This window comes from Luteibacter sp. OK325, from assembly GCF_003050935.1.
Taxonomy (GTDB): Bacteria; Pseudomonadota; Gammaproteobacteria; order Xanthomonadales; family Rhodanobacteraceae; genus Luteibacter.
In genome coordinates this window covers 34,091-58,906 of sequence record NZ_QAOX01000015.1, presented here as the reverse complement: position 1 = coordinate 58,906, position 24,816 = coordinate 34,091, and the positions used below count along the sequence as shown (strand labels likewise).

At 66.0% G+C, this 24,816-nt stretch carries 22 protein-coding genes; 1 reads left to right on the top strand and 21 read right to left on the bottom strand.

The annotated features are described in order from the left end of the window. Window positions 1-48 precede the first annotated feature (48 nt). The 5 genes from C8J98_RS21465 to C8J98_RS21445 form a co-directional block, all read right to left on the bottom strand. Entirely contained in the window at window positions 49-1,479 is a 1,431-nt protein-coding gene (locus C8J98_RS21465) for an aldehyde dehydrogenase family protein (RefSeq protein WP_107915930.1), read from the bottom strand. Between the two features lie 183 nt (window positions 1,480-1,662). Beyond that, on the bottom strand, window positions 1,663-3,009 hold the full coding sequence (gene xseA / locus C8J98_RS21460; protein WP_107915928.1) for an exodeoxyribonuclease VII large subunit: 1,347 nt from the start codon (window positions 3,007-3,009) through the stop codon (window positions 1,663-1,665). A 75-nt stretch (window positions 3,010-3,084) separates the two neighbouring features. Beyond that, a complete protein-coding gene (locus C8J98_RS21455; protein ID WP_107915926.1) occupies window positions 3,085-4,692 on the bottom strand; it encodes a carboxyl transferase domain-containing protein in 1,608 nt (535 codons plus the stop codon). 243 nt (window positions 4,693-4,935) lie between these two features. Next, window positions 4,936-5,325: a hypothetical protein gene (locus tag C8J98_RS21450; protein ID WP_107915925.1), complete on the bottom strand. Its 390-nt coding sequence runs from the start codon at window positions 5,323-5,325 to the stop codon at window positions 4,936-4,938. Between the two features lie 165 nt (window positions 5,326-5,490). Next, window positions 5,491-6,666, bottom strand: a complete 1,176-nt coding sequence (locus C8J98_RS21445) for an acetyl-CoA C-acyltransferase (protein WP_107915923.1) — start codon at window positions 6,664-6,666, stop codon at window positions 5,491-5,493. 209 nt (window positions 6,667-6,875) lie between these two features. Here C8J98_RS21445 and C8J98_RS21440 point away from each other — a divergent pair, with 209 nt between their 5' ends. Then, window positions 6,876-9,698 carry a S8 family serine peptidase gene (locus tag C8J98_RS21440; protein WP_107915920.1) on the top strand — a complete coding sequence of 941 codons (2,823 nt, stop codon included), beginning with the start codon at window positions 6,876-6,878 and terminating at the stop codon, window positions 9,696-9,698. Between the two features lie 174 nt (window positions 9,699-9,872). Here the strand turns inward: C8J98_RS21440 and C8J98_RS21435 are convergent, their stop codons facing one another. From C8J98_RS21435 to C8J98_RS21355, 16 genes are all read right to left on the bottom strand, one after another. Beyond that, window positions 9,873-11,030, bottom strand: coding sequence for an isovaleryl-CoA dehydrogenase (locus tag C8J98_RS21435; RefSeq protein WP_107915918.1), 1,158 nt, complete (start codon window positions 11,028-11,030; stop codon window positions 9,873-9,875). Window positions 11,031-11,112: 82 nt separating this feature from the next. Further along, window positions 11,113-13,224: a YccS family putative transporter gene (yccS, locus tag C8J98_RS21430; RefSeq protein ID WP_107915916.1), complete on the bottom strand. Its 2,112-nt coding sequence runs from the start codon at window positions 13,222-13,224 to the stop codon at window positions 11,113-11,115. Between the two features lie 80 nt (window positions 13,225-13,304). Continuing rightward, window positions 13,305-13,697 (bottom strand): SEL1-like repeat protein, encoded by a 393-nt coding sequence (locus C8J98_RS21425; protein WP_107915914.1) that lies wholly within the window; start codon window positions 13,695-13,697, stop codon window positions 13,305-13,307. Between the two features lie 58 nt (window positions 13,698-13,755). Then, complete coding sequence (locus tag C8J98_RS21420) at window positions 13,756-14,814, bottom strand: RHS repeat-associated core domain-containing protein (RefSeq protein ID WP_146171696.1); 1,059 nt, start codon at window positions 14,812-14,814, stop codon at window positions 13,756-13,758. Window positions 14,815-14,940: 126 nt separating this feature from the next. Beyond that, window positions 14,941-15,669, bottom strand: a complete 729-nt coding sequence (gene fabG, locus C8J98_RS21410) for a 3-oxoacyl-ACP reductase FabG (protein ID WP_107915908.1) — start codon at window positions 15,667-15,669, stop codon at window positions 14,941-14,943. Next, window positions 15,666-16,139 (bottom strand): hotdog family protein, encoded by a 474-nt coding sequence (locus C8J98_RS21405; protein ID WP_107915906.1) that lies wholly within the window; start codon window positions 16,137-16,139, stop codon window positions 15,666-15,668. Before C8J98_RS21405 ends, fabG begins: the two co-directional genes overlap by 4 nt. Beyond that, a complete protein-coding gene (locus C8J98_RS21400) occupies window positions 16,136-17,314 on the bottom strand; it encodes a beta-ketoacyl-[acyl-carrier-protein] synthase family protein (RefSeq protein WP_107915954.1) in 1,179 nt (392 codons plus the stop codon). Before C8J98_RS21400 ends, C8J98_RS21405 begins: the two co-directional genes overlap by 4 nt. 4 nt (window positions 17,315-17,318) lie before the next feature. Then, entirely contained in the window at window positions 17,319-18,047 is a 729-nt protein-coding gene (locus C8J98_RS21395; protein WP_233260333.1) for a class I SAM-dependent methyltransferase, read from the bottom strand. A 6-nt stretch (window positions 18,048-18,053) separates the two neighbouring features. Next, the gene (locus C8J98_RS21390) at window positions 18,054-18,494 is read right to left on the bottom strand and encodes a thioesterase family protein (protein ID WP_107915904.1); all 441 of its coding nucleotides are present in this window, start codon (window positions 18,492-18,494) and stop codon (window positions 18,054-18,056) included. Further along, on the bottom strand, window positions 18,484-19,440 hold the full coding sequence (locus C8J98_RS21385) for a glycosyl transferase (protein WP_107915902.1): 957 nt from the start codon (window positions 19,438-19,440) through the stop codon (window positions 18,484-18,486). The genes C8J98_RS21390 and C8J98_RS21385 overlap by 11 nt, the downstream gene beginning before the upstream one ends. Then, window positions 19,433-20,605, bottom strand: a complete 1,173-nt coding sequence (locus C8J98_RS22430) for a hypothetical protein (protein ID WP_233260332.1) — start codon at window positions 20,603-20,605, stop codon at window positions 19,433-19,435. The genes C8J98_RS21385 and C8J98_RS22430 overlap by 8 nt, the downstream gene beginning before the upstream one ends. After that, window positions 20,593-20,862, bottom strand: a complete 270-nt coding sequence (locus C8J98_RS21375) for a phosphopantetheine-binding protein (protein WP_107915900.1) — start codon at window positions 20,860-20,862, stop codon at window positions 20,593-20,595. The genes C8J98_RS22430 and C8J98_RS21375 overlap by 13 nt, the downstream gene beginning before the upstream one ends. After that, a complete protein-coding gene (locus C8J98_RS21370) occupies window positions 20,859-21,647 on the bottom strand; it encodes a lysophospholipid acyltransferase family protein (protein WP_107915898.1) in 789 nt (262 codons plus the stop codon). Before C8J98_RS21370 ends, C8J98_RS21375 begins: the two co-directional genes overlap by 4 nt. Then, the gene (locus C8J98_RS21365; protein ID WP_107915896.1) at window positions 21,623-22,357 is read right to left on the bottom strand and encodes a beta-ketoacyl synthase chain length factor; all 735 of its coding nucleotides are present in this window, start codon (window positions 22,355-22,357) and stop codon (window positions 21,623-21,625) included. Before C8J98_RS21365 ends, C8J98_RS21370 begins: the two co-directional genes overlap by 25 nt. Then, window positions 22,354-23,580, bottom strand: a complete 1,227-nt coding sequence (locus C8J98_RS21360; RefSeq protein WP_107915894.1) for a beta-ketoacyl-[acyl-carrier-protein] synthase family protein — start codon at window positions 23,578-23,580, stop codon at window positions 22,354-22,356. Before C8J98_RS21360 ends, C8J98_RS21365 begins: the two co-directional genes overlap by 4 nt. Next, on the bottom strand, window positions 23,580-24,806 hold the full coding sequence (locus tag C8J98_RS21355) for a beta-ketoacyl-ACP synthase (RefSeq protein WP_107915892.1): 1,227 nt from the start codon (window positions 24,804-24,806) through the stop codon (window positions 23,580-23,582). Before C8J98_RS21355 ends, C8J98_RS21360 begins: the two co-directional genes overlap by 1 nt. Window positions 24,807-24,816 lie beyond the last annotated feature (10 nt).

The following is a 24,816-nucleotide window of genomic DNA, read 5'->3' as shown; positions in this document are numbered from 1 at the left end:
TGTGCGTGAGTCAGTCGAGCATACGCCGGGCCGACTGGACGGGACGTGTCACATGTCGCGGATCACCATCAGCCGGACTTCGCTCATATCGTCGATCGCGTAGCGTACGCCCTCACGCCCGATGCCCGACGACTTGACGCCCCCATACGGCATGTTGTCCACACGGAAACTAGGCACGTCGTTGACGATGATCCCGCCCTGTTCGAGCTCGTCCCACGCGCGCATGGCGCGGCTCAGGTTGTTGGTGAACACGCCGGCCTGCAGGCCGAAGTCCGAGTCGTTCACGGTGGCGATGGCCTCGTCGAAGCTGCTCACCCGCTGGAGCAGGGCGACCGGGCCAAAGGCTTCCATGCGTTGTAGCTTCGCATCGTGCGGCACCTTCTCGAGCAGCGTCGCCTGGAGCATCGAACCCTTGCGGCCGCCGCCGCAGAGGATCTTCGCACCGGCTTTCTTCGCTTCGCGTATCCACGATTCCAGCCGTTCCGCTGCGGCCTCGTCGATCATCGGGCCGAGGAAGGTGCTCTTCTTCTTCGGGTCACCGGCCTTGAGCACATTCACTTTCGCAACCAGCTTGCGGCGCAGCGCATCGTAGATATCCTCGTGGGCGAGGATGCGCTGCACGCTGATGCAGCTCTGGCCCGACTGGTAGAACGCGCCGAACACCAGGCGGTCTACCACGGCGTCGAGCCGATCGGCCTGGTCGCCGTCGACGATGCAGGCGGCGTTACCGCCGAGTTCGAGCGTCACCTTCTTGTGCCCGGCCTTCGCCTTGAGGTCCCAGCCGATCAGGCCGCCGGTGAACGAAAGGAGCTTGAAGCGCCGGTCGGTGACCAGAGGGCCGGCGTGCTTGCCGTCCAACGGCAGGATCGAGAATGCCCCCTTGGGCAGGTCGGTCTCGGCGAGGATCTCGCCCATGATCAGCGCCCCCAGCGGCGTTTTCTCCGAGGGCTTGAGCACGAAAGGACAACCCGAGGCTATCGCCGGGGCGACCTTGTGCGCAACGAGGTTCAGGGGGAAGTTGAAGGGCGTGATGAACGACACCGGTCCCAGGGGCACGCGACGCGTAAAGCCTTGGTATCCCGCGCTGCGCGCCGAGATTTCCAGGTTGATGGTTTCGCCGTTGATCCGCACCGATTCCTCGGCGGCGATCTTGAATGTTTCGATGAGCCGGGTGACTTCGCCGATCGAGTCATTGATGGGTTTGCCCGCTTCGACGCAGAGTGCGTAGGCCAGTTCGTCCTTGCGTTCGCGGAAGCGCGTAACGCAATGCTCTAGTACCGCCTGCCGTTCATAGGGGCGGAATCGTTTCATCGACAGCGTGGCGTCGTGCGCCGCGGCGATGGCTTCTTCCAGCGCCGCGTCATCGGGCAATGCGGCGCGAGTGGCGACCTTGCCGGTGTACTTGTCGATGATGTCGAAGGTCTTGCGCGACTTCCGCGCCTTGTTGGCAACGTAGTACGGGTAGCTCGACTCGAGCATGGTCTGGTCTCATGGTTGCGATGCGTTCAATGATCCAGCTTGGGACGTTCAGCGCCCGTGTACATTGCCAGCTTCTGTAGGAGCCGATTCATCGGCGATCCCTGCGGAGCGAGGTCCGGACGATATCGCGAGCGCCCATCGCCGATGAATCGACTCCCACAGTGTCGGGAAGTCCCGGCTCGGCTATTCCTCGCGGCGGACCTTGAGCTCGCCGTCACCAAGCATCACGCGCAGGCGGTCGCCCACGGCGACATTGTCGGCGTGTTTGACGACCGCGTCGCGCTGGTCGAAAACGATGGCGTAGCCGCGCTCGAGCGTCGCCAGCGGGCTCACCGCGTGCAGCGTGCGTGCCTGTTCGGTAAGACGAAGGCGGTCACGTTCCAGGCGGCGAGACATGGCCGTGGCCATGCGCTGGCGCAGTCGCTCGACGCTCAGGCTCGAAGCTGCCAGACGGCCCTTCGGATGCTGGGCGGTAAGGCGTGCCTGCAGCCGATCGAGACGGGCGCGGCGCAGCGCGTTGGCCTGGCTCACCGATACCAGCAACCGCCGACGCAGGGCGTCGAGACGCTGGGCGTCCCGTGCAAGACGGGCTTGCGGACGCTGCGCGTTCAGGCGTGCCTGCCAGTGGTCGGCGCGTTGCGCAGCGGCCTGCAGGCGGCGCGTCATCAACGTCGTCATGCGCTGGCGAAGACGATCGAGCTGGCGCGTGAGGTCGGCGCCATCCGGTACAAGAAGTTCCGCGGCGGCCGAAGGCGTCGCTGCGCGCAGGTCGGCCACGAAATCGGCAATGGTGAAGTCCACCTCGTGACCCACGGCGGAGACCACCGGCACGGCGCTGGCATGAATCGCCCGCGCAACGGCTTCGTCGTTGAAGGCCCAGAGGTCCTCAAGCGAGCCGCCTCCGCGGGTAATCAGGATCACGTCGTAGCGACCGCTGGCCGAAGCCCGGCGAAGCATGGAGGCGATCGCCGGCGGCGCCTCGCGACCCTGCACCGGCACCGGCAGTACGTCCACTTCGGCAAGACCAAGACGCCGGCCGAGCACGCTCAGCACATCGCGAATGGCTGCGCCGGAAGGCGAGGTGATGACACCGATGCGTCTTGGAAACGCCGGCAGCTCGCGCTTGCGTTCCTGATCGAACAGCCCTTCCGCACCGAGCCGCGCCTTGAGCTGCTCGAACTCACGCTGCAGGGCGCCTTCGCCCGCCGGCTCCATATGGTCGGCGACCAGCTGGAACTCACCACGCGCTTCGTAAAGACCGACCTTGGCACGCATGAGCACATGCATGCCGTCGACAGGGCGAAAGCGCAGGCGTGACGCGGCCGTGCGGAACATCGCGCAGCGCACCTGGGCACTGGCGTCTTTCAGTGTGAAGTAGACATGCCCTGAAGCGGGCCGCGAGACGTTGGACAGCTCGCCTTCGATCCACACGCCCATAGGCAGGGCGTCTTCCAGCAGATCGCGCACCAACCGGTTCAGACCGGACGGCGTGAAGATCTCGGGGGCAGGGCGGTTGTCGAAGTCGGACATGGACCGGAGAGGTTATCACGCTGCCCTGTAGTGTCGACAGGGCAGTGACTTACGGTCCCTTTCTCAACGAAAGGCTCACATACGGAACACGCCAAACCGCCCCTGCTCGATCGGCGCATTCATCGAAGCCGAGATAGCCAGCCCGAGCACGCGCCGCGTATCCGCCGGGTCGATGATGCCGTCGTCCCACAGCCGTGCGCTGGCGTAGTACGGATGACCCTGGCGCTCGTACTGGTCGCGCACGGGTGCCTTGAAGGCTTCTTCGTCCTCGGCGCTCCAACTGCCACCGCCGGCCTCGATGCCGTCGCGGCGTACCGTCGCGAGCACCGAGGCGGCCTGTTCGCCTCCCATCACACTGATGCGCGCGTTCGGCCACATCCACAGGAAGCGCGCGCCATAGGCGCGGCCGCACATCGCATAGTTACCGGCGCCGAAGCTGCCGCCGATCACCACGGTGAACTTCGGCACGTGCGAGCAGGCCACGGCAGTGACCATCTTCGCGCCATCTTTGGCGATTCCCGCGTTCTCGTACTTGCGACCGACCATGAAACCGGTGATGTTCTGCAGGAATACCAGGGGCACGTTGCGCTGGTTGCACAGCTCGATGAAGTGCGCGCCTTTCTGCGCTGACTCGCCGAACAGGATGCCGTTGTTTGCCACGATGCCCACGGGGTAGCCGTGGATATGCGCGAAGCCGGTGACCAGTGTCTTACCGTAGCGTGCCTTGAACTCGTGGAACTCGGAATCGTCGACGACACGCGCGATGACTTCGCGGATATCGAACGGACGGCGCGTGTCCTCAGGAATCACGCCATAGAGTTCCTCCGCGGAGAAGCGCGGTTCCAACGGCGGGCGCACGGCCAGCGGCATCTTCTTGATGCGATTGAGCGAGCCGACGATGTCGCGGGCGATGGCCAGCGCATGCGTGTCGTTCTCGGCGAAGTGATCAGCCACGCCCGAGATGGAGGTATGCACATCCGCGCCGCCGAGGGCTTCGGCATCGACCACTTCACCCGTCGCCGCCTTCACCAGCGGCGGGCCGCCGAGGAAGATCGTGCCCTGTTCGCGCACGATGATGGTTTCATCGCTCATCGCAGGCACGTACGCGCCACCAGCGGTGCACGAACCCATTACCACGGCGATCTGCGCGATGCCCTGGGCGCTCATGCGTGCCTGGTTGTAGAAGATGCGGCCGAAGTGTTCGCGGTCCGGGAACACTTCGTCCTGCAGCGGCAGGAAGGCGCCACCGGAATCGACCAGGTAAACGCAGGGAAGGCGATTTTCCATCGCCACTTCCTGCGCACGCAGGTGCTTCTTCACGGTCATGGGGAAGTACGTGCCGCCTTTCACCGTGGCGTCGTTGGCGAGTACGACGACTTCCTGGCCCATGACGCGACCGATACCTGCGATGACACCGGCAGAAGGTGCGGCATCGTCATACATGCCATGCGCGGCGAGCGGGGCGATTTCAAGGAACGGCGAGCCGGGATCGAGCAGGGCGCGGATGCGCTCGCGAGGCAGAAGCTTGCCGCGCGCCACGTGCTTTTCGCGGGCCTTGGCACCGCCGCCTTCGGCCGTGCGCTTGAGTGTTTCGCGCAGGTCGTCGGTCAGAGCACGCAGACGCAGGCTGGCAGCCTGGAAGTCGGCGGAGCGGGGGTCGATCTGCGATTCGAGAATAGGCATGGGGGCGTTCGCGCGGGGACGAAACGACCATGATAGCGGGCGCCGACGGTAGGCAAACGCTGCGGCGCGCCAAAGCGCTCCTTGTGGGAGCCGATTCATCGGCGAAAGGGCGCTTGCGGGAAGCTGGCCCGCTGCCGCGGGATCGCCGATGAATCGGCTCCCACAGAAGATCGGCTCCCACAGAAGGCAGAAAAAAAACGGCCACCCGAAGGCGGCCGTTTTCCAGAGAATAAACCCGAGGGCTTACTTCTTGGTGGAGCTGTCGTCCTTGCCGCTATTGGCATTGGAAGCAGCGTCCTTGGCCTGGTCAGCCGACTTGTCGGCCTGATCGGCGGCGTTGGAGGCAGCGTCCTTCGCGGCTTCCGGCGCATCACCGGCGGTTGAAGCGGAAGCGGCGGCCTGGGCCTGGCCGGCAGCGTCCTTGGCCTGGTCGGCGGACTGCTGAGCCTGATCGGCGGCCTGCGTGGTCGCGGCGTTCTGCGACTGGTCGGCGGCCTGCTGTGCCTTGTCAGCCTGCTGCTGTGCATCCGCAGCCGACTTCTGGGCGTCCTGCGCGGAATCCGTCGCGCCGTTGCTGCAAGCTGCCAGAAGCGCGACGAGCGCAGAGGCGAGAAGGGTACGCGTCAAATTCATGGTGTTTCTCCTTAGCCGTGGAATGCCGTTAGGCGGGCGTATTAATAGCCTAGTTGTTATGACTTAGCTACCGATCGAACAGGTGTCCTTCAGGGCGCATTAAAGGCCATGCAGAGCGCGTGATCGTTATCAAAAGTACGCCCACCCGGTTTATCGACGTCAGGTTCACACCAGTTCGATGGCGATCGCCGTGGCCTCGCCGCCGCCAATACAAAGCGCTGCGACACCCCTTTTTGCCCCACGGGCCGTCAACGCATTGAGAAGAGTCACCACGATACGCGCACCGCTGGCGCCGATCGGGTGGCCGAGCGCGCATGCGCCGCCGTTGACGTTGATCTTGTCGTGCGGCACGCCGAGTTCGCGCATGACGGCCATCGGCACGACGGCGAACGCTTCGTTGATCTCGAAGAGATCGACGTCACTCGCTTTCCAGCCGGCTTTTTCAAGGACTTTCGAAATGGCGCCCACCGGTGCGGTGGTAAACCATTCCGGTTCCTGCGAATGCGTGGCGTGCGCGACGATACGCGCCAGCGCGGTAATGCCGCGGGCCTTCGCATCATCGGCATCGAGCAGCACGAGTGCGGCGGCGCCGTCGGAGATGCTGGAGGAGCTGGCTGCCGTAATCGTGCCGTTTTCCTTGCGGAACGCAGCGCGCAACGTAGGAATTTTCGCGGTGTCGGAACGGCCCGGCTGTTCGTCTTCGGCAAAGTCCTGCGTACCCTTGCGACCCTGGACGGTCACCGGGACGATCTCGTTGGCAAAAGCATTCGCCTTCTGTGCGGCCTGAGCACGCTCCACCGAAGCGATGGCGTAAGCGTCCTGCTCTTCGCGGGTGAAGGTGTATTTGTCCGCGCACTTCTCGCCGAACACACCCATGGACTGGCCGTCGTACGGATTGGTCAGGCCGTCCCAGGCCATGTGGTCGACCAGCTGGCCGTCGCCGTAGCGGATGCCGGTACGCGCGTTGACCATGTGCGGCGCATTGGTCATCGACTCCATGCCGCCGGCGACGACGACTTTTGCCGAGCCGACCTTGATCAGGTCGTGGGCGAGCATCAGCGCTTTCATGCCGGAGCCGCACACCTTGTTGATGGTGGTGCAGCCGGCCGAAACGGGCACGCCGGCTTCGATCGATGCCTGGCGGGCCGGCGCCTGGCCGAGGTTGGCGGGCAGCACGCAGCCCATGATCACTTCGCTGACGTCGGCCGGGGCGATGCCCGACTGCTCGAGGGCGGCCTTGATGGCAATGGCGCCGAGCTTCGGCGTGGGGACGCCGGTGAACTGGCCAAGGAAGGAACCGATGGCGGTGCGCTTGGCGCCCGCGATGACGATCTCAGACATGGGAACTCCGTGGGACTCGCATGGCCGCCCTTGGGGGGCGGAAAACTTGTCGAGTATCGCAGCGGGGGCCGTGGCGGGGCAATCTGCGCCGCGTCAAGGGCTGTGCACTGCCGCACGCCAGGCGGCCTGCGGGTGTGCGAGTATCGGGCCAGGTGCGCCGTCGGGGGATGCTGGCGACGCGACATTGATGTCGAACCAAGGGGTTAAACGTGAATCAGAGCAATCTCCCGCGTCAGCGCGAGTTGGCGCTTGCCGTCTGTCTGAGCCTGGGTCTGGCGGCTTGCGGCGGTGGTGGCGGTGGCGGTACGAAGAGCGGGGGTGGAACCGGAATAGTCGTCGCGCCGCCGGCCACGCCGCCGGTTACGCCCCCGACACAACCCACCCAACCGGACCCCCCGCTGGATGCCCAGCTTTCGCTGACCAACGTCACCGCCGCCCAGGCGGCCGGGTTTACCGGCAAAGGCGTAGTCATCGGCATTATCGATAGTGGCGTGACTTCCACGCATCCGGCGCTCGCCGGCCGGGTCACGACCAACCTGACTTACGTGGATCCCAGCACCAATAACACCGGTGTCGACGATGTTGTGGGTCACGGTACGGCGGTGGCGGAAATCGCCGCAGGGCGCCCTTTCGGCAAGTTTGCCGGCGGTGTCGCGCCTGACGCGACCATCATCTCGGCCCGCATCATTAGCGACAAGGCGCCGACCGACGACGGGTCGGGCCAGGGCAATCAGGCGACGAGCTCCGATCCGCTCGGCAAGGTCAACGCCGATGTGACCGCCGCCGGGGCGAAGATCCTCAACAACTCCTGGGGCGGCGTCTATTGGGATGCCTCCGACACGGCCGCGACGAAGAGCTTCCACGACGCCTATGCGCCGTTCACCGCCGGTCACCTTTTCGTGTTTGCCGCTGGCAACGACGCCGGCGCCAATCCGTCCACGGTGGCGGCACTACCCGCGCGGGCTCCGGATCTCGAGGCCGGCTGGCTCACGGTAGTCGCGCTGGACAGCAACAACCCCACGCAGATCGCCACGTACTCGAATCGCTGCGGCGTGGCGATGAACTATTGCCTCGCGGCACCCGGCGCCGTTATCACGGCCTCGGCCACGTCAACGGCGACCAACATCTCCTACGAAGTCTGGACAGGTACCTCGCTGGCGGCACCGCAGGTCTCCGGCGCCGCCGCCGTGGTGATGCAGGCCTTCCCGACGCTCGGCGTGAACGCAGTGCGCCAGATCATCCTCGGCACGGCTGACGACCTCGGCGCTGCCGGGCCGGATGTCGTCTACGGTTACGGGCGCCTCAATGTCGGTCGTGCCATTCGCGGCCCGGCGACGTTCGACTGGGGCAACTTCGATGCACCGACCGTCGCCGGGCAGGACGCCGCCTTCCTCAACGACATCAAGGGTGCAGGCGGCCTCAACGTTTCCGGCAACGGCAAACTCACGCTGTCGGGCACGAACACGTATGCGGGAACGACGAACCTGACTGGCTCGGCGACGCTGGAATCGATGCTTGGCGTGCCGGGTGCGGTGACCATCGGCAGCGGAGCGGCCAACCTGATTGCCCACGGCGACATTGGCGGTAGCGTCAACAACGCGGGCCAGCTGACGACGCTGGATACGTCGACGCACATCACAGGTGACTTCACGCAGACGGGAAGTGGGCGGCTCTCGCAGAAGCTGGGTGCGCCTCTTGTCGTCAGCGGCACCGCGACGCTCGCCGGCGACTTCTACATCGCGGGCGCGATTTCCGGTTACACGGTGACCTCGCACCAGCAGGTGCTCACGGCCAATGCCATCTCCGGCGCCTTCACCACCACGACGAAGGCGTCCGGCGTCTTCCTCAGTTCGACGCTGCAGTACCTGCCCAAGGAAGTCTGGGTCGACACCACGCAGCTGAGCATCACCCAGGTGGCGACGACGAGCATGTCGCAGTCGGTGGCCGCAGTGAACTCTGCGCAGCGCCTCGACGGTGCATTCGCCCAGATCAACGCGAGCCTTGCCAGCGTGTCGCCAACGGTGACGGCGATGGATGAGCACACGTTGATCGCGGCGGGCAGCATCCAGCAGTCGTCCTCGCAGCAGGTAGCGCAGGCTTCGCTGGAATCGTTGTCGGGCCAGCTGTATGCGGCAAGCACGGCGGTGACGCTCGCCGGCATCGATGCGGGCAACGATGCCCTGATCAACCATCTCGACCAGCAGGCCCCGACGGGCGCGTGGACGCAGTCGCTCGGTTCGCAGGGTGGCCTCAGCCGCGCCGGTTTCGGCAACGTGAACTTCAACCTCGACGGCGCACTCGTCGGCAACGACGTAAAGATCGGCAACAACGGTTTCGCCGGTGTGGCCGTCAGCCAGATGCGCAGCACGGGCCAGTTGTCCGGCAGCGTGGATCGCCAGACCAATCGCGCGACCGAAGGCATGTTGTACGCCGGCTCGCGCGGTGCGAACTGGTATGGCGTCGGCCGCTTCGGCTTCGGCAGCTTCCATGGCGATACGCAGCGCCTGCTTCGCCTGGGCGACCAGGGCGCGTTTGCGGGTACCGACAACACCGGTCACTACAACGTGGCTTACGGTGAATTCGGCTATCGCACGAACGTCGGCGCGTTCACGCTCACGCCGTATGCGAACGCGCAGTTCGCGAGCATCCGTCGCGCGGGTTTCGACGAGGCTGGTGGCGACGGTTTTGGTCTTGCCGCCAATGGCCAGACCACCTCACGCTGGCAGGCGGGTTTCGGCCTCCGTGCGGGTAGCTCGTGGCTCACGTCGTTTGGCAAGCTGCGCATCGATGCCAAGCTCGGCTGGCAGAACGCGTTCGCCACCAGGGGTGAGGTGTTTTCGGCGCGCTACAACGGCATCGCGCAATGGGCGCCGGTGGAAGGCATCGGGCTGTCGCGCCGCGCCGGCACGGCGGGCTTCACCGTAGGTATGGACTTGAGCGAACGCTCAACGCTCGGCATCGACGTAGAGCAACGCTTCGCCGACCGCGATCACTCACACTCCGCCACCGCAAGCTACCGCCTGGCCTGGTAAATGCCGGCTCTCTGTAGGAGCCGATTCATCGGCGATGCCTTTCGCATCCACACCTACAGGCAATCATCGCTTCATATCGCCGCTGAAGCGGCTCCCACAAGGATCCATGCCAAAAAAAAGGCCGCCCCACCTTCGCGTGGGAGCGGCCCAGGTCGCAAAACGAAGCTGTGCCTGTTATGACTTGCCGTGGAACAGCTCGCGTCCGATGAGCATGCGACGAATTTCGTTGGTGCCCGCGCCGATCTCGTAGAGCTTCGCGTCGCGGAGCAACCGCCCCGCGGGGAACTCGTTGATGTAACCGTTACCGCCGAGGGACTGGATCGCTTCGAGAGCGACCTTCACCGCGTTGGTCGATGCATTGAGCAGGCAGGCCGCCGGATCGATGCGCGACTTCACGCCGTTGTCGAACTGCTGGGCCACCATATACGCGAAGCCGCGTGACGACTGCAGCGCGGTATACATGTCGGCCACCTTGGCCTGCATCATGCCGAACGTGCCGATCGGCGCGTTGAACTGCTTGCGCTCACGCACGTACGGCAGCACGAGGTCCACCGCCGCCTGCATGATGCCGATGGGGCCGCCGGAGAGCACGAGGCGCTCGGTGTCCAGGCCGCCCATCAGCACGCGTACGCCTTCGTTCACTTCGCCAACGATGTTCTCGGCGGGAATCTCACAGTTGTCGAATACCAGCTCGCAGGTGTTCGAACCGCGCATGCCGAGCTTGTCGAGCTTCTGCGCGGTGGAGAAACCCTTCATGCCCTTTTCGATGATGAAGGCGGTCATGCAGCGGCTGCCGGCCGGACGCGGCGCCGTGCGCATGTAGACCAGCAGCACGTCGGCGTCGGGGCCGTTGGTGATCCACATCTTCGTGCCGTTGGCCACCCAGACGTCGCCGACCAGCTCGGCGTGGCAGCTCATCGAGCCGACCACATCGGAGCCGGCGCCCGGCTCGCTCATTGCCAGCGCGCCGACCCACTCACCGCTCGTGAGCTTGGGCAGGTACTTGCGGCGCTGCGCGTCGTTGCCGTTGTGGTAGATGTTCTGCACGCACAGGTTGGAGTGCGCGCCATAGGAGAGGCCGACCGACGCCGACGCGCGGGAGATCTCTTCCATCGCAACCATGTGGGCAAGGAAACCCAGGCCGGAGCCGCCGAATTCCTCAGGCACGGTCACGCCGAGCAGGCCCATCTCGCCGAACTTCAGCCAGAGGTCTTCCGGGAAGACATTTTCGCGATCGATACGATCGGCGCGGGGGGCGATTTCCTTCTCGGCGAAGGCGTGGACGCTTTCGCGCAGGAGGTCGAGGTCTTCACCGAGGGAAAACGGGCGCATGCGTGCAACTCCGGGGGGATACGGGGAAAAAGCTTCCCATCGTAACGCGCCGGGGCCCCCAATCCACGGCGCGACGCAGCAATCAGGTCCCCGGCATGGCCGCGATCCGGTCGTGGACGCGGACCAGGAGGAGGCACTGGCGGTCTACAAGGCGCACAGCCTCCGGGGCTTCCGCGAGGCGCAGCGAGGTGCCGACGAACAGGGCCGAGGTGCCTAGCAGCGGAGCCGGTGAGCCGGCCCGTACGTGCTCGGCCAGCCCATCCAGGCCATGGGCGATGCGCCTGGTGAGTTCCTCGACGGCGGTGGCATCCACCGCGGCCAGGGGCTGGCGGTGCGCTCCGAGTGTGGACAGATGGGCCAGGCCGGCTTGCAGGGCGGTGAGCAGGCGCAGTGCTCGCTCGCCGCGTTCCCTCGGGTGACCAGGCTCGGCCAGTAGCTCGGTCACGTTGCCGGCGACAGCGGCCTGCGCGGCGTGCGCGTCGCGGCGGGCGATACGGTAGGGCAGGTCGTCGGCCTTGCCGGTACGGTATTGGGCGGCGATGCGCTGCAGGTAGCGTCCATAGGCCAGCAAGGCGTCGGCGACGACCTCCTCCAGGCGGCGCACGCGCCAGTCTGGCAGGACGAAGCGGATCGCCACGGCGGCGACGATGGCGCCCAGGAGCGTATCCAGCAGTCGCGGGCCGATGGCGTCGTAGCCCGCGCCGATACGGTCGAAGCAAAGCAGGACGAACAACGTGATCACGGCGGTGGCAAGCGCGTAGCGGCGCAGGCGAAAGGCAAAGAAGCCGGCGCCGGTCGCGACCAGTACCGGCAGGCGCCAGTCGCCGCCGGGCAGCAGGCGAAGCATGGCCCAGCCGGCTACCAGGCCCGCGGTCGTGCCGATCACCCGCTGGACGAGGCGACGGCGTGTGCTGCCGTAGCTCGGCTGGCAGACGAACAGCGTCGTCAGCAGGATCCAGTAGCCATGCGTCGGATGCAGCGCGAGCATCAGCAGGTAGCCGCCAAGCATCCCGGCGGCGAGACGGACGGCATGGCGGAAATGCATCGAGCGGCGGTTGAGCCGGATGCGGACGCGCGCAATCGCGTCCTTCAGCGACGACGGCTCGTTGCCTTGCAGCGAGGTGTCCATGTCCTGCGGCAGGCTTCCTTCGTCTTCGATGGCAGCCTGCAGGCGTTCCATGTTGTTCATCAACGCGGAGAGGGCATCGTCGATGGCTTCGTCGGGCGGGTCGCTGCGGCGGCGGTAGGCGATGGCCTCGCGCAGGTCGTCGAGTGCGGCCCTCGGCAGGGCGATGGCGCTGAGTGGCGCGATGCGCCTGATAGCGTCGGCGCGCTCGCGACAGGCGATGGCCTGCAGGCGCAACAGGCGACCGAAACGAAACATCAGGTCGCTGTGATACAGGGCATCGGCGAGCTCGTCGTACGGGTAGTGCGAGGAGCTGATGCGCTCGTGGATGTCCTGCGCAACAAAGAACATCGCCAGCCGAGCCGCGCTGCGTCCGCGCGGCTGGCGCCGCCCGATACGATCGATCAAGGCAGTGCGTGCACCGGTCAGGGCTTCGACCGTGCGCAGGTTGCGTTTGGAGAACTCGATGTCGAGCGCGTTGCGGTCCAGGCCGTAAACGGGCTCGAACAGGGCGGCCTTGGCTTCGATGAGCCCGGCGAGCGATTCGAACAGACGCGCCAGCGAGTGGCGCACCGCACGCTGGGGCGCCAGCGCGCTCCAGATCAACGAGAGCAGGCCATACCATGCGGCACCCGCGAGGATCGCCAGCGTGCCTTCATTGCCGGTGCCCGCGACAGTCGCATCGGAGGCGATCATGGTGTAGACCGAGAGGATCAGCGTGGCGGTGGCGATGGTTGCATAGCGACCACTGGCCGCGCCGAGCATCACGAGGATGAAGGTGCCCAGTGGCAGCGCGACGGCGAAGAAGATGGGTTGGCCGATCAGGGCCTTTACGCCGACGGCGGCCGCGGCGAAGCAGAGCAGGGTGACGACGAGCCCGCGCAACCGTCCGCGCCAGGCGTCGTCGGTCTCGGCCAGCGCGCAGGCGATGGCGCCGAGGAGTGCCGGGACGATGGCGCTGGCGGGGCCGAGGAGGGTGCACCAGGCGGTGATGCCTGATAACGTGAGGAAGGTGCGCAGGACATCGGCGAAGCGGTCGGATTCGGCGAGGTGACGTAGGGAGGGCATGGGGGTACTTTACCGTGCCTACGTCGTCTCTCCGTCGCTATCGCCGATGAATCGGCTCCAACAGGCATGGTGTCCCGGACCTAATGCCCTCGCGCGGCCTGGAGACGGCCGAACTCCCGCGCTACCGTGCGTGGCGCGATCTTCGTCCCTTCCCAGTAAAACAACTTCTCGATCCACTCCGCAGCTGTCACATCGCCGAGAAGAAAGGCGCGCAGGTAGTACCTCGCCGCTTCGTTGTAACTCTGTCGAATTCCCCATCCCCGGTAGTAAGACACTGCCAGGTCCGAACAGGCGGAAGCGATGTTCTTGTCGGCGGCGAGGCGGAGTAACCTGTTGCCCTCCTTCATGTTCCGTCGCACGTGCGTGCCGTGCAGGAACCATGTCGCGATCGCGTATATCGACGGTCCATCACCGTCATCCGCAGCCGCGCTTAGCAACGGGTAGGCGCCAGCCTCGTTACCCTCGCGCTGCATGAGGCGAAGGGCCCGCAGGTAGCGAGGGTCGACACCGGGCGCGTTCGCGTACGCGCTATCAATTGGAGGGGGATTTAGGTGGTGGCCAGGGGCCTTTCCAGTCTGAAGGCGGGTTGCGTCCAGGCCGGCGGGAGTCGTCGGCTTTTTCCCCGCCTTTGTCCTTGTCGCGTCTTGAGTTGCCTTTTTCATGCTTTGCCTCGGTGCTCTTTCGCTTGCCCTTGCTGTGCTCGGCCTGTTGCTGCACCGTGGCGACATCCTGAACCGCCTGGTGGGCCAGGACGATCGGTGTCAATGCAGCGACGCCGGTGCACGCAAAACTCGACGCACACGCCGACACGGTCTCGACGAGAGTACTTCCAGAACCGCTGACCAGAGTGCCGGTGGCCGTATCCAGCGTGGCCGTGGTGGCAGCCGCGGAACCCGTCGCCGTGGCAGTCGTGGCCGTCGTGGCGGTCATGGTGGTGGCGATCGCGCCACTTTCCGTCGTCGCCGCGACCGCCTCGGAAGCCTCGATGAGACCCGCGATGTACTCAATGCCCTCGAAGACCAGAATCGACTCGCCAACACAGAGATCTTCAACGCATCGTCCGCTCGGATCCGTATGGACGGTTGGGGCGTTCTCCGCATAAACAAAGCGATTCTGCGTGAACAGATCGCTAGGGGAGGGCAGTGACGGATCGGGGCTGAGGAATCTCCCCACGTTCGGGTCGTAGTAACGAGCCTGCATGTAAACCAGGCCGCTATCGTCGTCTGACACGTGGCCGGTGTAACCCGGACCGTTAGCGGGAGGATCCAGGACGCTTCGGCCAAACGGCGCATAGTCGTACGATGCGGTTACGGCGCCACTGGCGTCCATCTCGACCAGAGGTGTACCCAGCTGGTCGGTCAGGTAGTAGGTAACCTTGCTTGTCTGGGCCGAAGCCACGCCCGAGCATGCAACCAGCAGAGCCGCGAAGACGCTAAGGAGCGGTTTGCGCGCGCGCGTGACGAAAGCCGAACTGATTTCCATGAATCGTCCTTGTACGAAATTCAGATGTCGACGAACGAACTGAAAAGTGCAATGCGAGAGATTCGGTGGATCAGGTGCAAGAACGGGCGGCACGAACGAAGCGATCACGGCATGCCGTGTTCCGTTGCGTACTGCGGTGCGTTTCGCTATTCGGTCCCCTGGCGAGCGCGCGACGATGATTAAATGCGAGAAGTGCCCTGGTCAACGCGCAAGATATTGCGACTCACGCCCGTGTCAGCAAAGGCCGCCGTTAACCGCCAGCACCTGGCGCGTGATATAGCTGGCCTCGGGGCTGATCAGGAAGCGCACGGCCGCGGCGACTTCTTCCGGCGTGCCCGTACGCTCCATCGGGATGACCTTGAGAATCTGCTCCACCGGTACTTCCGGGTCGAGCATGTCCGTGTCGATGAGGCCGGGCGCCACGCAGTTCACGGTGATCTTACGCTTGGCCAGCTCCACGGCGAGTGCCTTGGCCGCACCGATGACGCCGGCCTTGGACGCACTGTAGTTCACCTGTCCGCGGTTGCCGATGATGCCGGAGACCGAGGTGATGCAGACGATGCGCCCGGGTTTGCGACGACGGATCATCGGCATCACCAGCGGGTGCAGCACGTTGTAGAACCCATCGAGATTGGTCCGCAGCACCTGGTCCCAATCCTCGGAGGTGAGGCCCGGAAAGGCGCCGTCTCGCGTGAGCCCTGCATTACAGACCACGCCGTAGTACGCGCCATGCTCGGCGACATCGGCCTCGAGCGCCGCGGCGGAGGCGGCGCGGTCGGCGATATCGAACTGCATGACGCGCGCTGCGCGACCCCTGGCAACGACTTCCGCGACGACGGCCTCGGCTTCTTCACGGCGGGAGCGGCAGTGCACGACGATGTCGTAGCCGGCGTCGGCGAGATTCAGCGCGATAGCGCGGCCGATACCGCGACTGGAGCCGGTGACGAGGACGGTGTCGTTCATGGCGCGGTTCCCTTGGAATCGAGAGTGTTGCGTGGGTCGAGGAAGGGCGTGGGATCCGGCGGGCTGAACACGGTCAGGCGTGCCTCGGCATGCACGCCCTGGGCGTCGACGGTACAGCTGAAGGAGCCCATGCCGTCCTCGTCATGGAAGGTTCGCAAGGCTTCGATAACGAGCTTTGCGCCATTCGGAAACGCGTCGGCGTCCACGCGATAGCTGCGCGAGCCCAAAAGGAAGCCCGGGCGGATCGCTCCACCGGCGGCGAGCACCTGGCAACCGTTCCACGCCGCGATGGCCTGCGCCATCAGTTCGATGCCGGCCCAGCCGGGCAGGCCGCTGGCTTCGATGAAGGCATCGCCTTTACGGATAACCCGTTCGCAGACGATGCGCTCCGCGTCCCATTCGACCACGCGGTCCAGCAGGATCATGCGACCGGCGTGGGGTAGCAATTGTTCGATGGGCCACAGGGTCATGGTGCGTTCGCCAGAATCAGGCTCGCGTTGTTGCCGCCAAACGCGAAGGAGTTGCTCATCAGGTGACGTCGACCCGGCGACAGGCGGCTGTCGCAGTCGGTGAAGGCCAGTGGCGGCAGTGCCGGATCGACTTCGCCATCCCACACATGTGGCGGCAGTCGCCGCTCGGTATCGGTAAGGGCGAGCCAGCAGAACGCCGCCTCGAGCGCACCGGCGGCGCCGAGCGTATGGCCGGTGAGTGCCTTGGTCGAGGAGCAGGGCACGGGACGGCCGAAGGTCGCGGCGATGGCGCGGCTTTCCATGGCGTCATTGTGTTCGGTCGCGGTGCCGTGCAGGTTCACGTAGTCGATCATGCCCGCGTCCAGGCCGGTGGACGAGAGGGCCCGGCCCATGGCGTCACTGGCACCGCGACCTTCCGGCTCCGGTGAGGACATGTGGTACGCGTCGGAACTCGCGCCGCCGCCGAGGAAGGCCACGGGAGCGCTTTCCCGCGTCATCAGGAATAGCGCTGCCGCCTCGCCGATGTTTATGCCGTCGCGCAACCGCGAGAACGGCTGGCAGCGCGCATCTGCCGTCGCTTCAAGCGCGTGGAAGCCGTTCGTCGCAAGACGGCACAGCGTGTCGGCACCGCCGCAGATCACGGCGTCGCAGAGGCCGGACTTCAGCAGGCGTTGGGCGCTGAGCAGCGCGCGGGCGCCGGAGGTGCAGGCGGTGGATATGCCGTACGCAGGACCGGCCACGCCCAGCCACTCGGCGAGGAAGGCCGCCGGCGCACCCAGTTCCTGGTCCGCGTAACGATAGTCCGCTGGCCAGGCACCGGTCTGTCCACGCGTCGCAATACTGCATGTCGCTTCCTCGATGCCGGTCGTGCTGGTGCCGATCACGACGCCGACACGCTCGGCACCGAAGCGTGCGATGGCTCCGCGAAGGTCCGCTTCGATTTCCTGCGCGGCGAGCAGCAGCAGACGGTTGTTGCGCGTGTCTCGGTGCGAGAGTTCGGCGGAAACCTGCGGTAGCGTGGCGGACACACGACCGACGGGCAGCGTCTGTCCCGGCACCCAGCCGTCCAGCTCGCGCAGGCCGTGATCCGCGGCATGGAACAGCGCCTCTGCCACGGCCTGTTTTCCCGCACCGAGCGAGCACACGACGCCGAGGGCATTCAGGTAGGTCGTCATCGCATCAGCCCGGCTTGCGCGCGGCAACGTTTACCAGGGTTTCCTCGCGCTTGCCCACAGGCGGCGCGGCCTTGATGCCCCAGCGCTCGAGCAGGCCGAAATCCTTCGCCCGGCTCCACCACAGATAGGGCAGCGACACTTGCGCATCCGTGAAGAGGAAACCGCGGGCACGCAGCATCTCGACATACTCGTTTGCGGTCTTCTGCACATGCATCGGATGGCGAAAGAACCAGCGGATCACCCAGCTATCGATGTATGCCTTGGTGGATTCGGCGAACAGCAGCAGGCCGCCAGGCTTGAGCACGCGCCAGAACTCGTCGAGCGCGTGCTCCTGCTCGACGAGGTGATGGAAGGTCTGGTGGCAGAAGACCGTGTCGACGCTGGCGTCGGGCAGGTCGATATTTGCGCAGTCACCGGTGAACAGCTCCACGTCGATACCTTCACGCGCGGCCTCGTCACGCGACAGGCCGATACTGTGTGGATCGGCATCGAGGCCGAGCATGCGCGTGGGCGCGAACACGTCTCGCAGGTAGCGGAACGAGCGGCCCTGGCCGCAGCCGACATCCAGCAGCGTGCCGCCCTGCGCCACCGGCTCGCCGGCAAGGCGCTTGAGGTCGTTGATCGCCACGCGCAGTACGTGGTGCTGCCAGGTATGGGTGCGCAGGAAGACGAAACCGATCCGGGTTTCCTCGACATAGGTGGCGCTGGCGTACTTCATCGTTGAGGCGTCCATGGCGATTCAGGGCGACGACTGGCGTGCGAGCTGGCGCTCGATGTCGTCGATGAAAACCGAAGGCGAGACCAGCTGCATTTCGCCGTCGGCGAGGCTGACCGCTACCTGGATCGTGCTGGCGCGGGTCAGGCGCTCACCGGTGACGGCGTCGCTGAGGGTGTAGTGGATTTTCAGGCGATTCTGCCATTCGACCAGTTCGGCGCGCAGGACCAGCTTCTGCCCGAAGCGAGCGGCACGGGCGTAGCGTAGCTGCAGGTCGATGATCGGCCAGGCATAGCCGGTGTCCTTCATGCGCACGTAATCGTGCCCGAGTGCGTCGAGCAGCGCGCAGCGCGCGATCTCCAGGTACTTCACATAGTGCCCGTGCCAGACCACTTCCATCGAATCGACATCGAAGAAGGGGACGGTCAATTCGGTATCGACGGCGAACACACCGTTAGCGCGCATCGGAGGCTCCGTTCGTACCGTGCCAGTACGCGTGAAAGTTGAACCATTGCAGCGGCGCGGCAAGGCAGTGCCGCGCGAGCCACTCGGCGTAACGGGTAACGGCGCCGGCGATAGTGGCATCGCGTGTCGCACGTTCCCATGTGGAGGCATCGTCGAAGCGACGCAGGTGGATCGTGTAACGGCCCGCCCGCTTGATGCAGCACACCAGGTTGACCGGGCACCGCAGCATGGCTGCCATCAGCCAGGGACCCTGCGGAAACGCAGCCGGCGCGCCGAGGAAATCGGCGTTCATGCGACGGCCGCCGTGTTCGGGTACGCGATCGCCGGCGATGGCGACCCACTCGCCGCGCTCCAGCCGCTGGGACAGATCGATCATCATCACTGTATCGAGGTCGCCCACGTGCATCAGGCGCAGGCGGCGATCGCCCGACTCGCCGAGCAGTCGATTGAAATGCGCGGCATGGGGCAGGTGCATCAGCACGTTCAGCGGCACGCCTTCACCGATCTCGGCCATGGCACGGCAAACATCCAGGTTACCCAGGTGCGTGCATACGAGCAGCTGGCCCCGTGTTCCTGAGCGGAGCGCATCGCGTACGGCGTCGGGATCGTCCATGTCCACCGAGGACAGACGCAGCTTGCCGCGCCAGACGTCGAAGCGATCGAGCATGCAATCGCCGAAGGCGAGGTACTGGGCGAGCACCGGGCGTTTGCGGGGAAACAGATCGGTGCGCCCGCTCCAGGTGGCAAGGCGCTGCTGGTAGTCCGCCACGCTGCGCCGTGTTCCCCGGCCCGTGACGAAGAAGTACAGGACGATGAGGTAGATCACCGGCGCGACGAGCCGGCGCCCGAGCAGGCGCACGGCAACGGCCGTGAGCTTCAGGCCGAGGAAGCTTCCGCGTTCTTTTCGTGACGACCAGTGCGTGGCCGCGCTTGTGGACTCAGGCATCGGTGCCTTCCAGGCGCAGGTGCGCGGACGAGTAATGCGCATCGCCGGTGCGGTAAGCGAAATGCAGGCGGCCACGGACGGTGTCGTACCTCAGCGTCAGCTCGATGCGATCGCCCGGGCGGAGCAGACGCTGGAATTTCAGCGCATCCATGCCGCGGCAGGTGGTCGGCGTGCCCAGGCGCGGCGCGGCGAGCTCGAGCGCCCAACCGATCTGCACCACGCCCGGCAGCACCGGGGCATCGGGAAAGTGGTCGGCGAAGCAGGCCAGATCCAGTGGCAACTCCAGCTCGATCACGTGGGTGTCGCCGTCGAGGCGTTCGCCGAGCACGCGGGGTGCCGTCGGCAGCGGCGCCTGCAGGAGGGCGTCGATCCGTGCGGATTCCGGGAGGACATCGACGAAGCGCCACACCATCGGTGTCGACAGCGCGTCGTCGCCGGCCGCCTGCTGTCCGAGCTCGTTGATGACGCCGGCGCGGCCGTGGCGCAGGAGCGCCGTTCGGCCGGCAGGGGCCAGCGCCACGACCATCCCCGGGCCGAGCTTGCCCGCGTAGCCTCCTGCGGCTGCTGCGGCCCAGGGATGCGAGAGCAGACGCTGTGCCGCGCCGTCCATCGGTGCCTTGTTGATCCGACGACGCAGGCGCTGCCGCAACATCCATTCGCCGATGAAGAGCACACCCATGACCGAGTACGCGAGGATGCCGTTGTAGAAGGTCCACCAAGACAACGGGCCCCACTTGGCCAGAAGACCCGAAGCGGTACCGTTGACGAAGAAGAACCCCACCCATAGCCAGGTGACCTTACGTGTGTAACGCACGGCTACGGGCGGCAGGTCGGGCTCGGTGACGCGCGCGATGCGCTCGATCATCGGTGGCCCGAACTTCAGGCTGAGGCCGAAGGTCGCCAGCAGCAGGGCGCAGATCAGGCTCGGGTACCAGCGCAGCAGGTCGTCTTCGCCGCCGAAGGCCAGTACAGCGCAGTAGACCAGGGTCACGCCGAGCATCCAGCGGCCGCCGGGCTGGTGCCAGAGGGCGGGCGCGCGCACCAGCCACAGTCCGCCGAGGATCAGTCCGAAGATCGGCGTGGACACGTGGTCCATGCCGAAGTAGACGATGAAGGGATAGAGCACGCCGACCAGCAGCAGTGCCAGGTTGCTCAGTCTGCGCATGGGGCCCGGTTCGCTTCGACGTAGTGGGCGAGGCTGAGCACGGTCTCGAAGTGGCGTCGCGCGTCGCGCGAATCCGAGGCGATCTTCAGTCCATAGCGGTTCTGCAGGGCGAGTGCGAGCTCGAGCGCATCGACCGAGTCCAGGCCGAGCCCCTGGCCGAACAGCGGCTGGTCCACGGCAATGTCGTCCACCTTGAGGTGTTCGAGCGCGAGCGTTTCGATGATGAGGCTGGCGATGTCCCGTTCGAGGTCATTCATGCCTTGAGTTCCCTGGCGTAGAGGTGATGAAGGTGTTCGTTGAGGCGACGCGAGGCTATCGGCGCGGGGGCGTCTTCGCTGAAGGCCGCCACCGGAATATCGTCGCCGACACGGATACGCACGTGCACCCGGCGTTTGGGCACGCTGTACCACGGCTCGGCCTTGGTCAGCGTGGTCGGCACCACCGTGATGAAGACCGGTGTGACCACGCGCGCGCCGCGTACCGCGATAGCCGCGGCACCCCGATGGAAAACGGGATCCTCCCCGGGTGTGGTGCGCGTGCCTTCGGGAAAGATGATCAGGGTCTGGCCATCACGTAGCACGTCAGCCGCGCGGTCGAGCATCTCGGCGCTGCCATCGTTGCTGATGTAACCGGCCGCGGTCACCGGCCCGCGCATGCACGGGTTTTTCCACAGGCTGTGCTTGACCACGCAGTTGGCCTCGGGGACGTGGCCGATCAGGTAGACCACGTCGATCAGCGAGGGATGGTTCGCCACGATCATCTGGCCGGGCTGGCCAAGACGTTCGACGCCATCGAAGCGAAAGACCACGGTGCCGGTGCGGTACATGAACTGCGAGTGCAGCCAGAACGCGCGCCCGACCGTTCTGCGGGCGCGGCGCCGACGCACGGCTTCCGGGGCGGGCCACGCCAGCACGACAGGCAGCACGGCCACGCGCAGCACGATGCCGCCGATGCCGAACAGGGCAAAGCTCAACGCGGTGCAGACGAAGCGCCAGGCCCAGAAGTCGCCCCGGCGCGTCACGGTATCGGCTGCCAGGTCCATCGTCGTGTCTTCCACGGGTGGTCGAGAGTCGCGCCATCGTGCAGTGCGCGAACGAAATGCAGGGCGTGCGGGCCTTCGGCCGACGGTGCGGCCTCCGTATTACCACGAAGCGACAACCGCCAGCGCGGGCCGGTCGCCGTGCCATCGGCGCGTGAGACGCGCAACGCGACGGCATAGGAGAAGGGGACGTCGTCGATCCAGCCGTCGTATGCCGCTGCGGGCCGCTCTTCGGCCATCACGACGATCACCGCCGCAGCACCGTTACCCAGCAGGGCGGCGGCCTCGACGATGGCGTGCTCGAACGTGTCTGCTTCGCCAGCGATCGCAACGGATTCGCCGCGCTGGCCGCGCAGGATGGACCATTGCCCGGCAATGGCGTTGTGCACGGACAAGCCGAACTGGGTGGGCGAGAGGGGCGCGTCGCGGCCGATCTCATCGAGCATGGCGAAGGTGCGCGTCGTCTCGCCGTGTCGTGAGGCGTAGACAAACGGCAGTTGTTCGTCGTCCTCGCATAGCGGCCAGGCGGCGTGCATGACGATGCGTGCGAGCCGGCTCAGACGGCGGCGCTGCATGGGCGCGACGAAGTCACAGGCGGGCTGTTCGCCGTTGTCTTCCAGCGCACGCGGTGCCGCCGACCAGCCAGCCCAATCGGCCGGCTCCTCGACTCCGGGCGCCCACGCGCGCCAGCGTTCGATGACCAGTTCGATCATGCCGCCGCCCCGGTGTACCGCCGGAAGACCAGCGCGGCGCAGCTACCACCGAAACCGAAGGTGTTCGACATCACGCTGTCCACCGACATCGCGACTTCGCCCTCGATCAACGGTGCATCGGCAAAGGCGGCATCGCGCCTTGCCGGCCTGGCGCCGCCGAGCAGCACGCCGTTCTCCATCATGGCGATGGAAGCGATGGCATCCAGCGCGCCGGCCGCGGCGGGTGCGTGACCGGTCAACCCTTTGATCGACGACATGGGCGGCACGGCCTGGCCGCGTTCGCCGAACACCCGGCTAAGCGCTTGCCACTCAGCCAGATCGCCGTTCACGGTCGCACAGGCATGCGTGTTCACGTAGCCGGGCAGCAGGCCGGCGACGCCGATGGCCTGGCGCATGGCCTCGGCCATGCCACCCGCTTCCGGGCTGACCATGCCATCGGGATCCGACGCCGCGCCGTAGCCCACCAGTTCGGCGAGGATGTGCGCGCCGCGTGCGCTCGCATGATCGAGCGATTCCAGTAAGAGTACGCCGGCACCGCCACCGAGCACGATGCCGTCGCGATCCGCGTCGTAAGGACAGGCCACGTGCTCGCCGGCCACGCTGGTGGTCGACAGCGCATTCATCACGTCGAAGCACATCGCGGCCTTGTCGTGAAGTTCCTCGGCACCGCCGCAGATGACGATTGCCTGCCTGCCCAGCTGGATCAGTTCCATCGCCTGGCCGATAGCGTGCGTCGCGCTTGTGCACGCCGAGCTGATGGTGAAGCCGCGGCCGCCGAAGCCGAAGGCGTGGGTCAGGGTCGCCGCTACCGCGCTGCCCATGCTGCGCGGCACGATGAAGGGCGACAGGCGCGAGATGCCGCGCGCGTGGAACATGTCCAGGCCCGCTTCGTATTCGGAGAGGGCGGCGGAGGCACCCATGAGGATGCCGACATCGCGTTCGCGAATGCGCGCGTCGTCTAGTCCGGCCTCCTGCAGTGCCTCGCGCGTGGCATGCCACGCGTATTCCGCTGCCTGCGGGAAGTACCGACGCAGTTTGCGATGCGGCGGTTCGAGATCACCGGTATCGGCCGGCGCGGCGACACGGCAGCGCATGCCCAGGGCGGCGAAATCGGGCATGTCACGAAAGCCCGCGCGGCCTGCGCGCAGGCCGTCGAACAGGGCGTGGCGGTCGGGCCCGAGGCAGGACACGGCGCCCATGCCGGTGACGACGACCCGATGCATCAGGCGTAAGCCTTGAAGATCAACGAGGTGTTGATACCGCCGAATGCGAAGTTGTTGTTCATCACGTAGGTGGTACGGATCTCGCGGCCTTCACCGGTGAGATAATCCAGCGGCGCGCATTCGGGATCGGGCGTGTCGAGGTTGATCGTGGGCGCGAACCAGCCGCCGCGCATCATTTCGATAGCCCACCAGGCTTCCATCGCACCGCAGGCGCCGAGCGTGTGGCCCACGTAGCTTTTCATGGAACTGATCGGCACGCCGGTGCCGAGCACATCCGCCGTGGCATGGCTTTCGGCCACGTCGCCGCGATCGGTCGCGGTGCCGTGTGCGCTTACGTAGCCGATGGCCGCCGGCGGCAGGTCGGCATCGGCGAGGGCCATGCGCATGGCGGCGGCCATCGTTTCACGCGTGGGCTGGGTGATGTGCTGGCCGTCGGAGTTGGTGCCGAAACCGACGATCTCCGCATAGATGCGCGCACCACGAGCCACCGCGTGCTCGTATTCCTCGAGAATCAACGTGGTCGCGCCTTCGCCGACGACGAGGCCGTCGCGTTTCGCGTCGAACGGGCGCGGGGTGACCTGCGGCGTGTCGTTGCGCGTGCTCGTAGCGAACAGCGTGTCGAACACGGCGGCGCCGGGGCCAGACAGCTCCTCGGCGCCGCCGCAGACCATCAGGGTCTGCTTACCTTGCTGGATGGCCTCGTAGCCGTAACCGATCGCCTGGCTGCCGGAGGTGCAGGCGCTCGAGGTGGTGATGATGCGACCTTTCAGGCCGAAGAACACGCCCACGTTAACCGCCGTCGTGTGCGCCATCATCTGTATGTAGCTGGTCGCCGTAACGCCCTGCATCGAGCCGGTTTCGAGCATGCGTCCGATGGTCCTGGCCGGCTCGATGCTGCCGCCCGACGAGCCATAGGCCACGCCCATGCGGCCGTCGGAGATCTCGGTGTTGCCGAGCAGGCCGGCATCGTCGAGCGCAAGTTCGCTGGCGGCCACGGCAAGCTGGGCCACGCGGCCCATCGAGCGTACGTGCTTGCGCGACCATGTCGTCGGCATGCTGAAATCGTCGACGGGGCAGCCGAGGCGACCGTTGAGTGCGTCGAAGTAGTCCCATTCGTGCATGCGCCGCACGGCATTACGGAACTGGCGCAGGCGCGCCTCGATCGTGGTCCAGTCCTGACCGAGCGGCGTGATGCCGCCGATGCCCGTAACGACGACGCGTTTCATCGCGCGACCT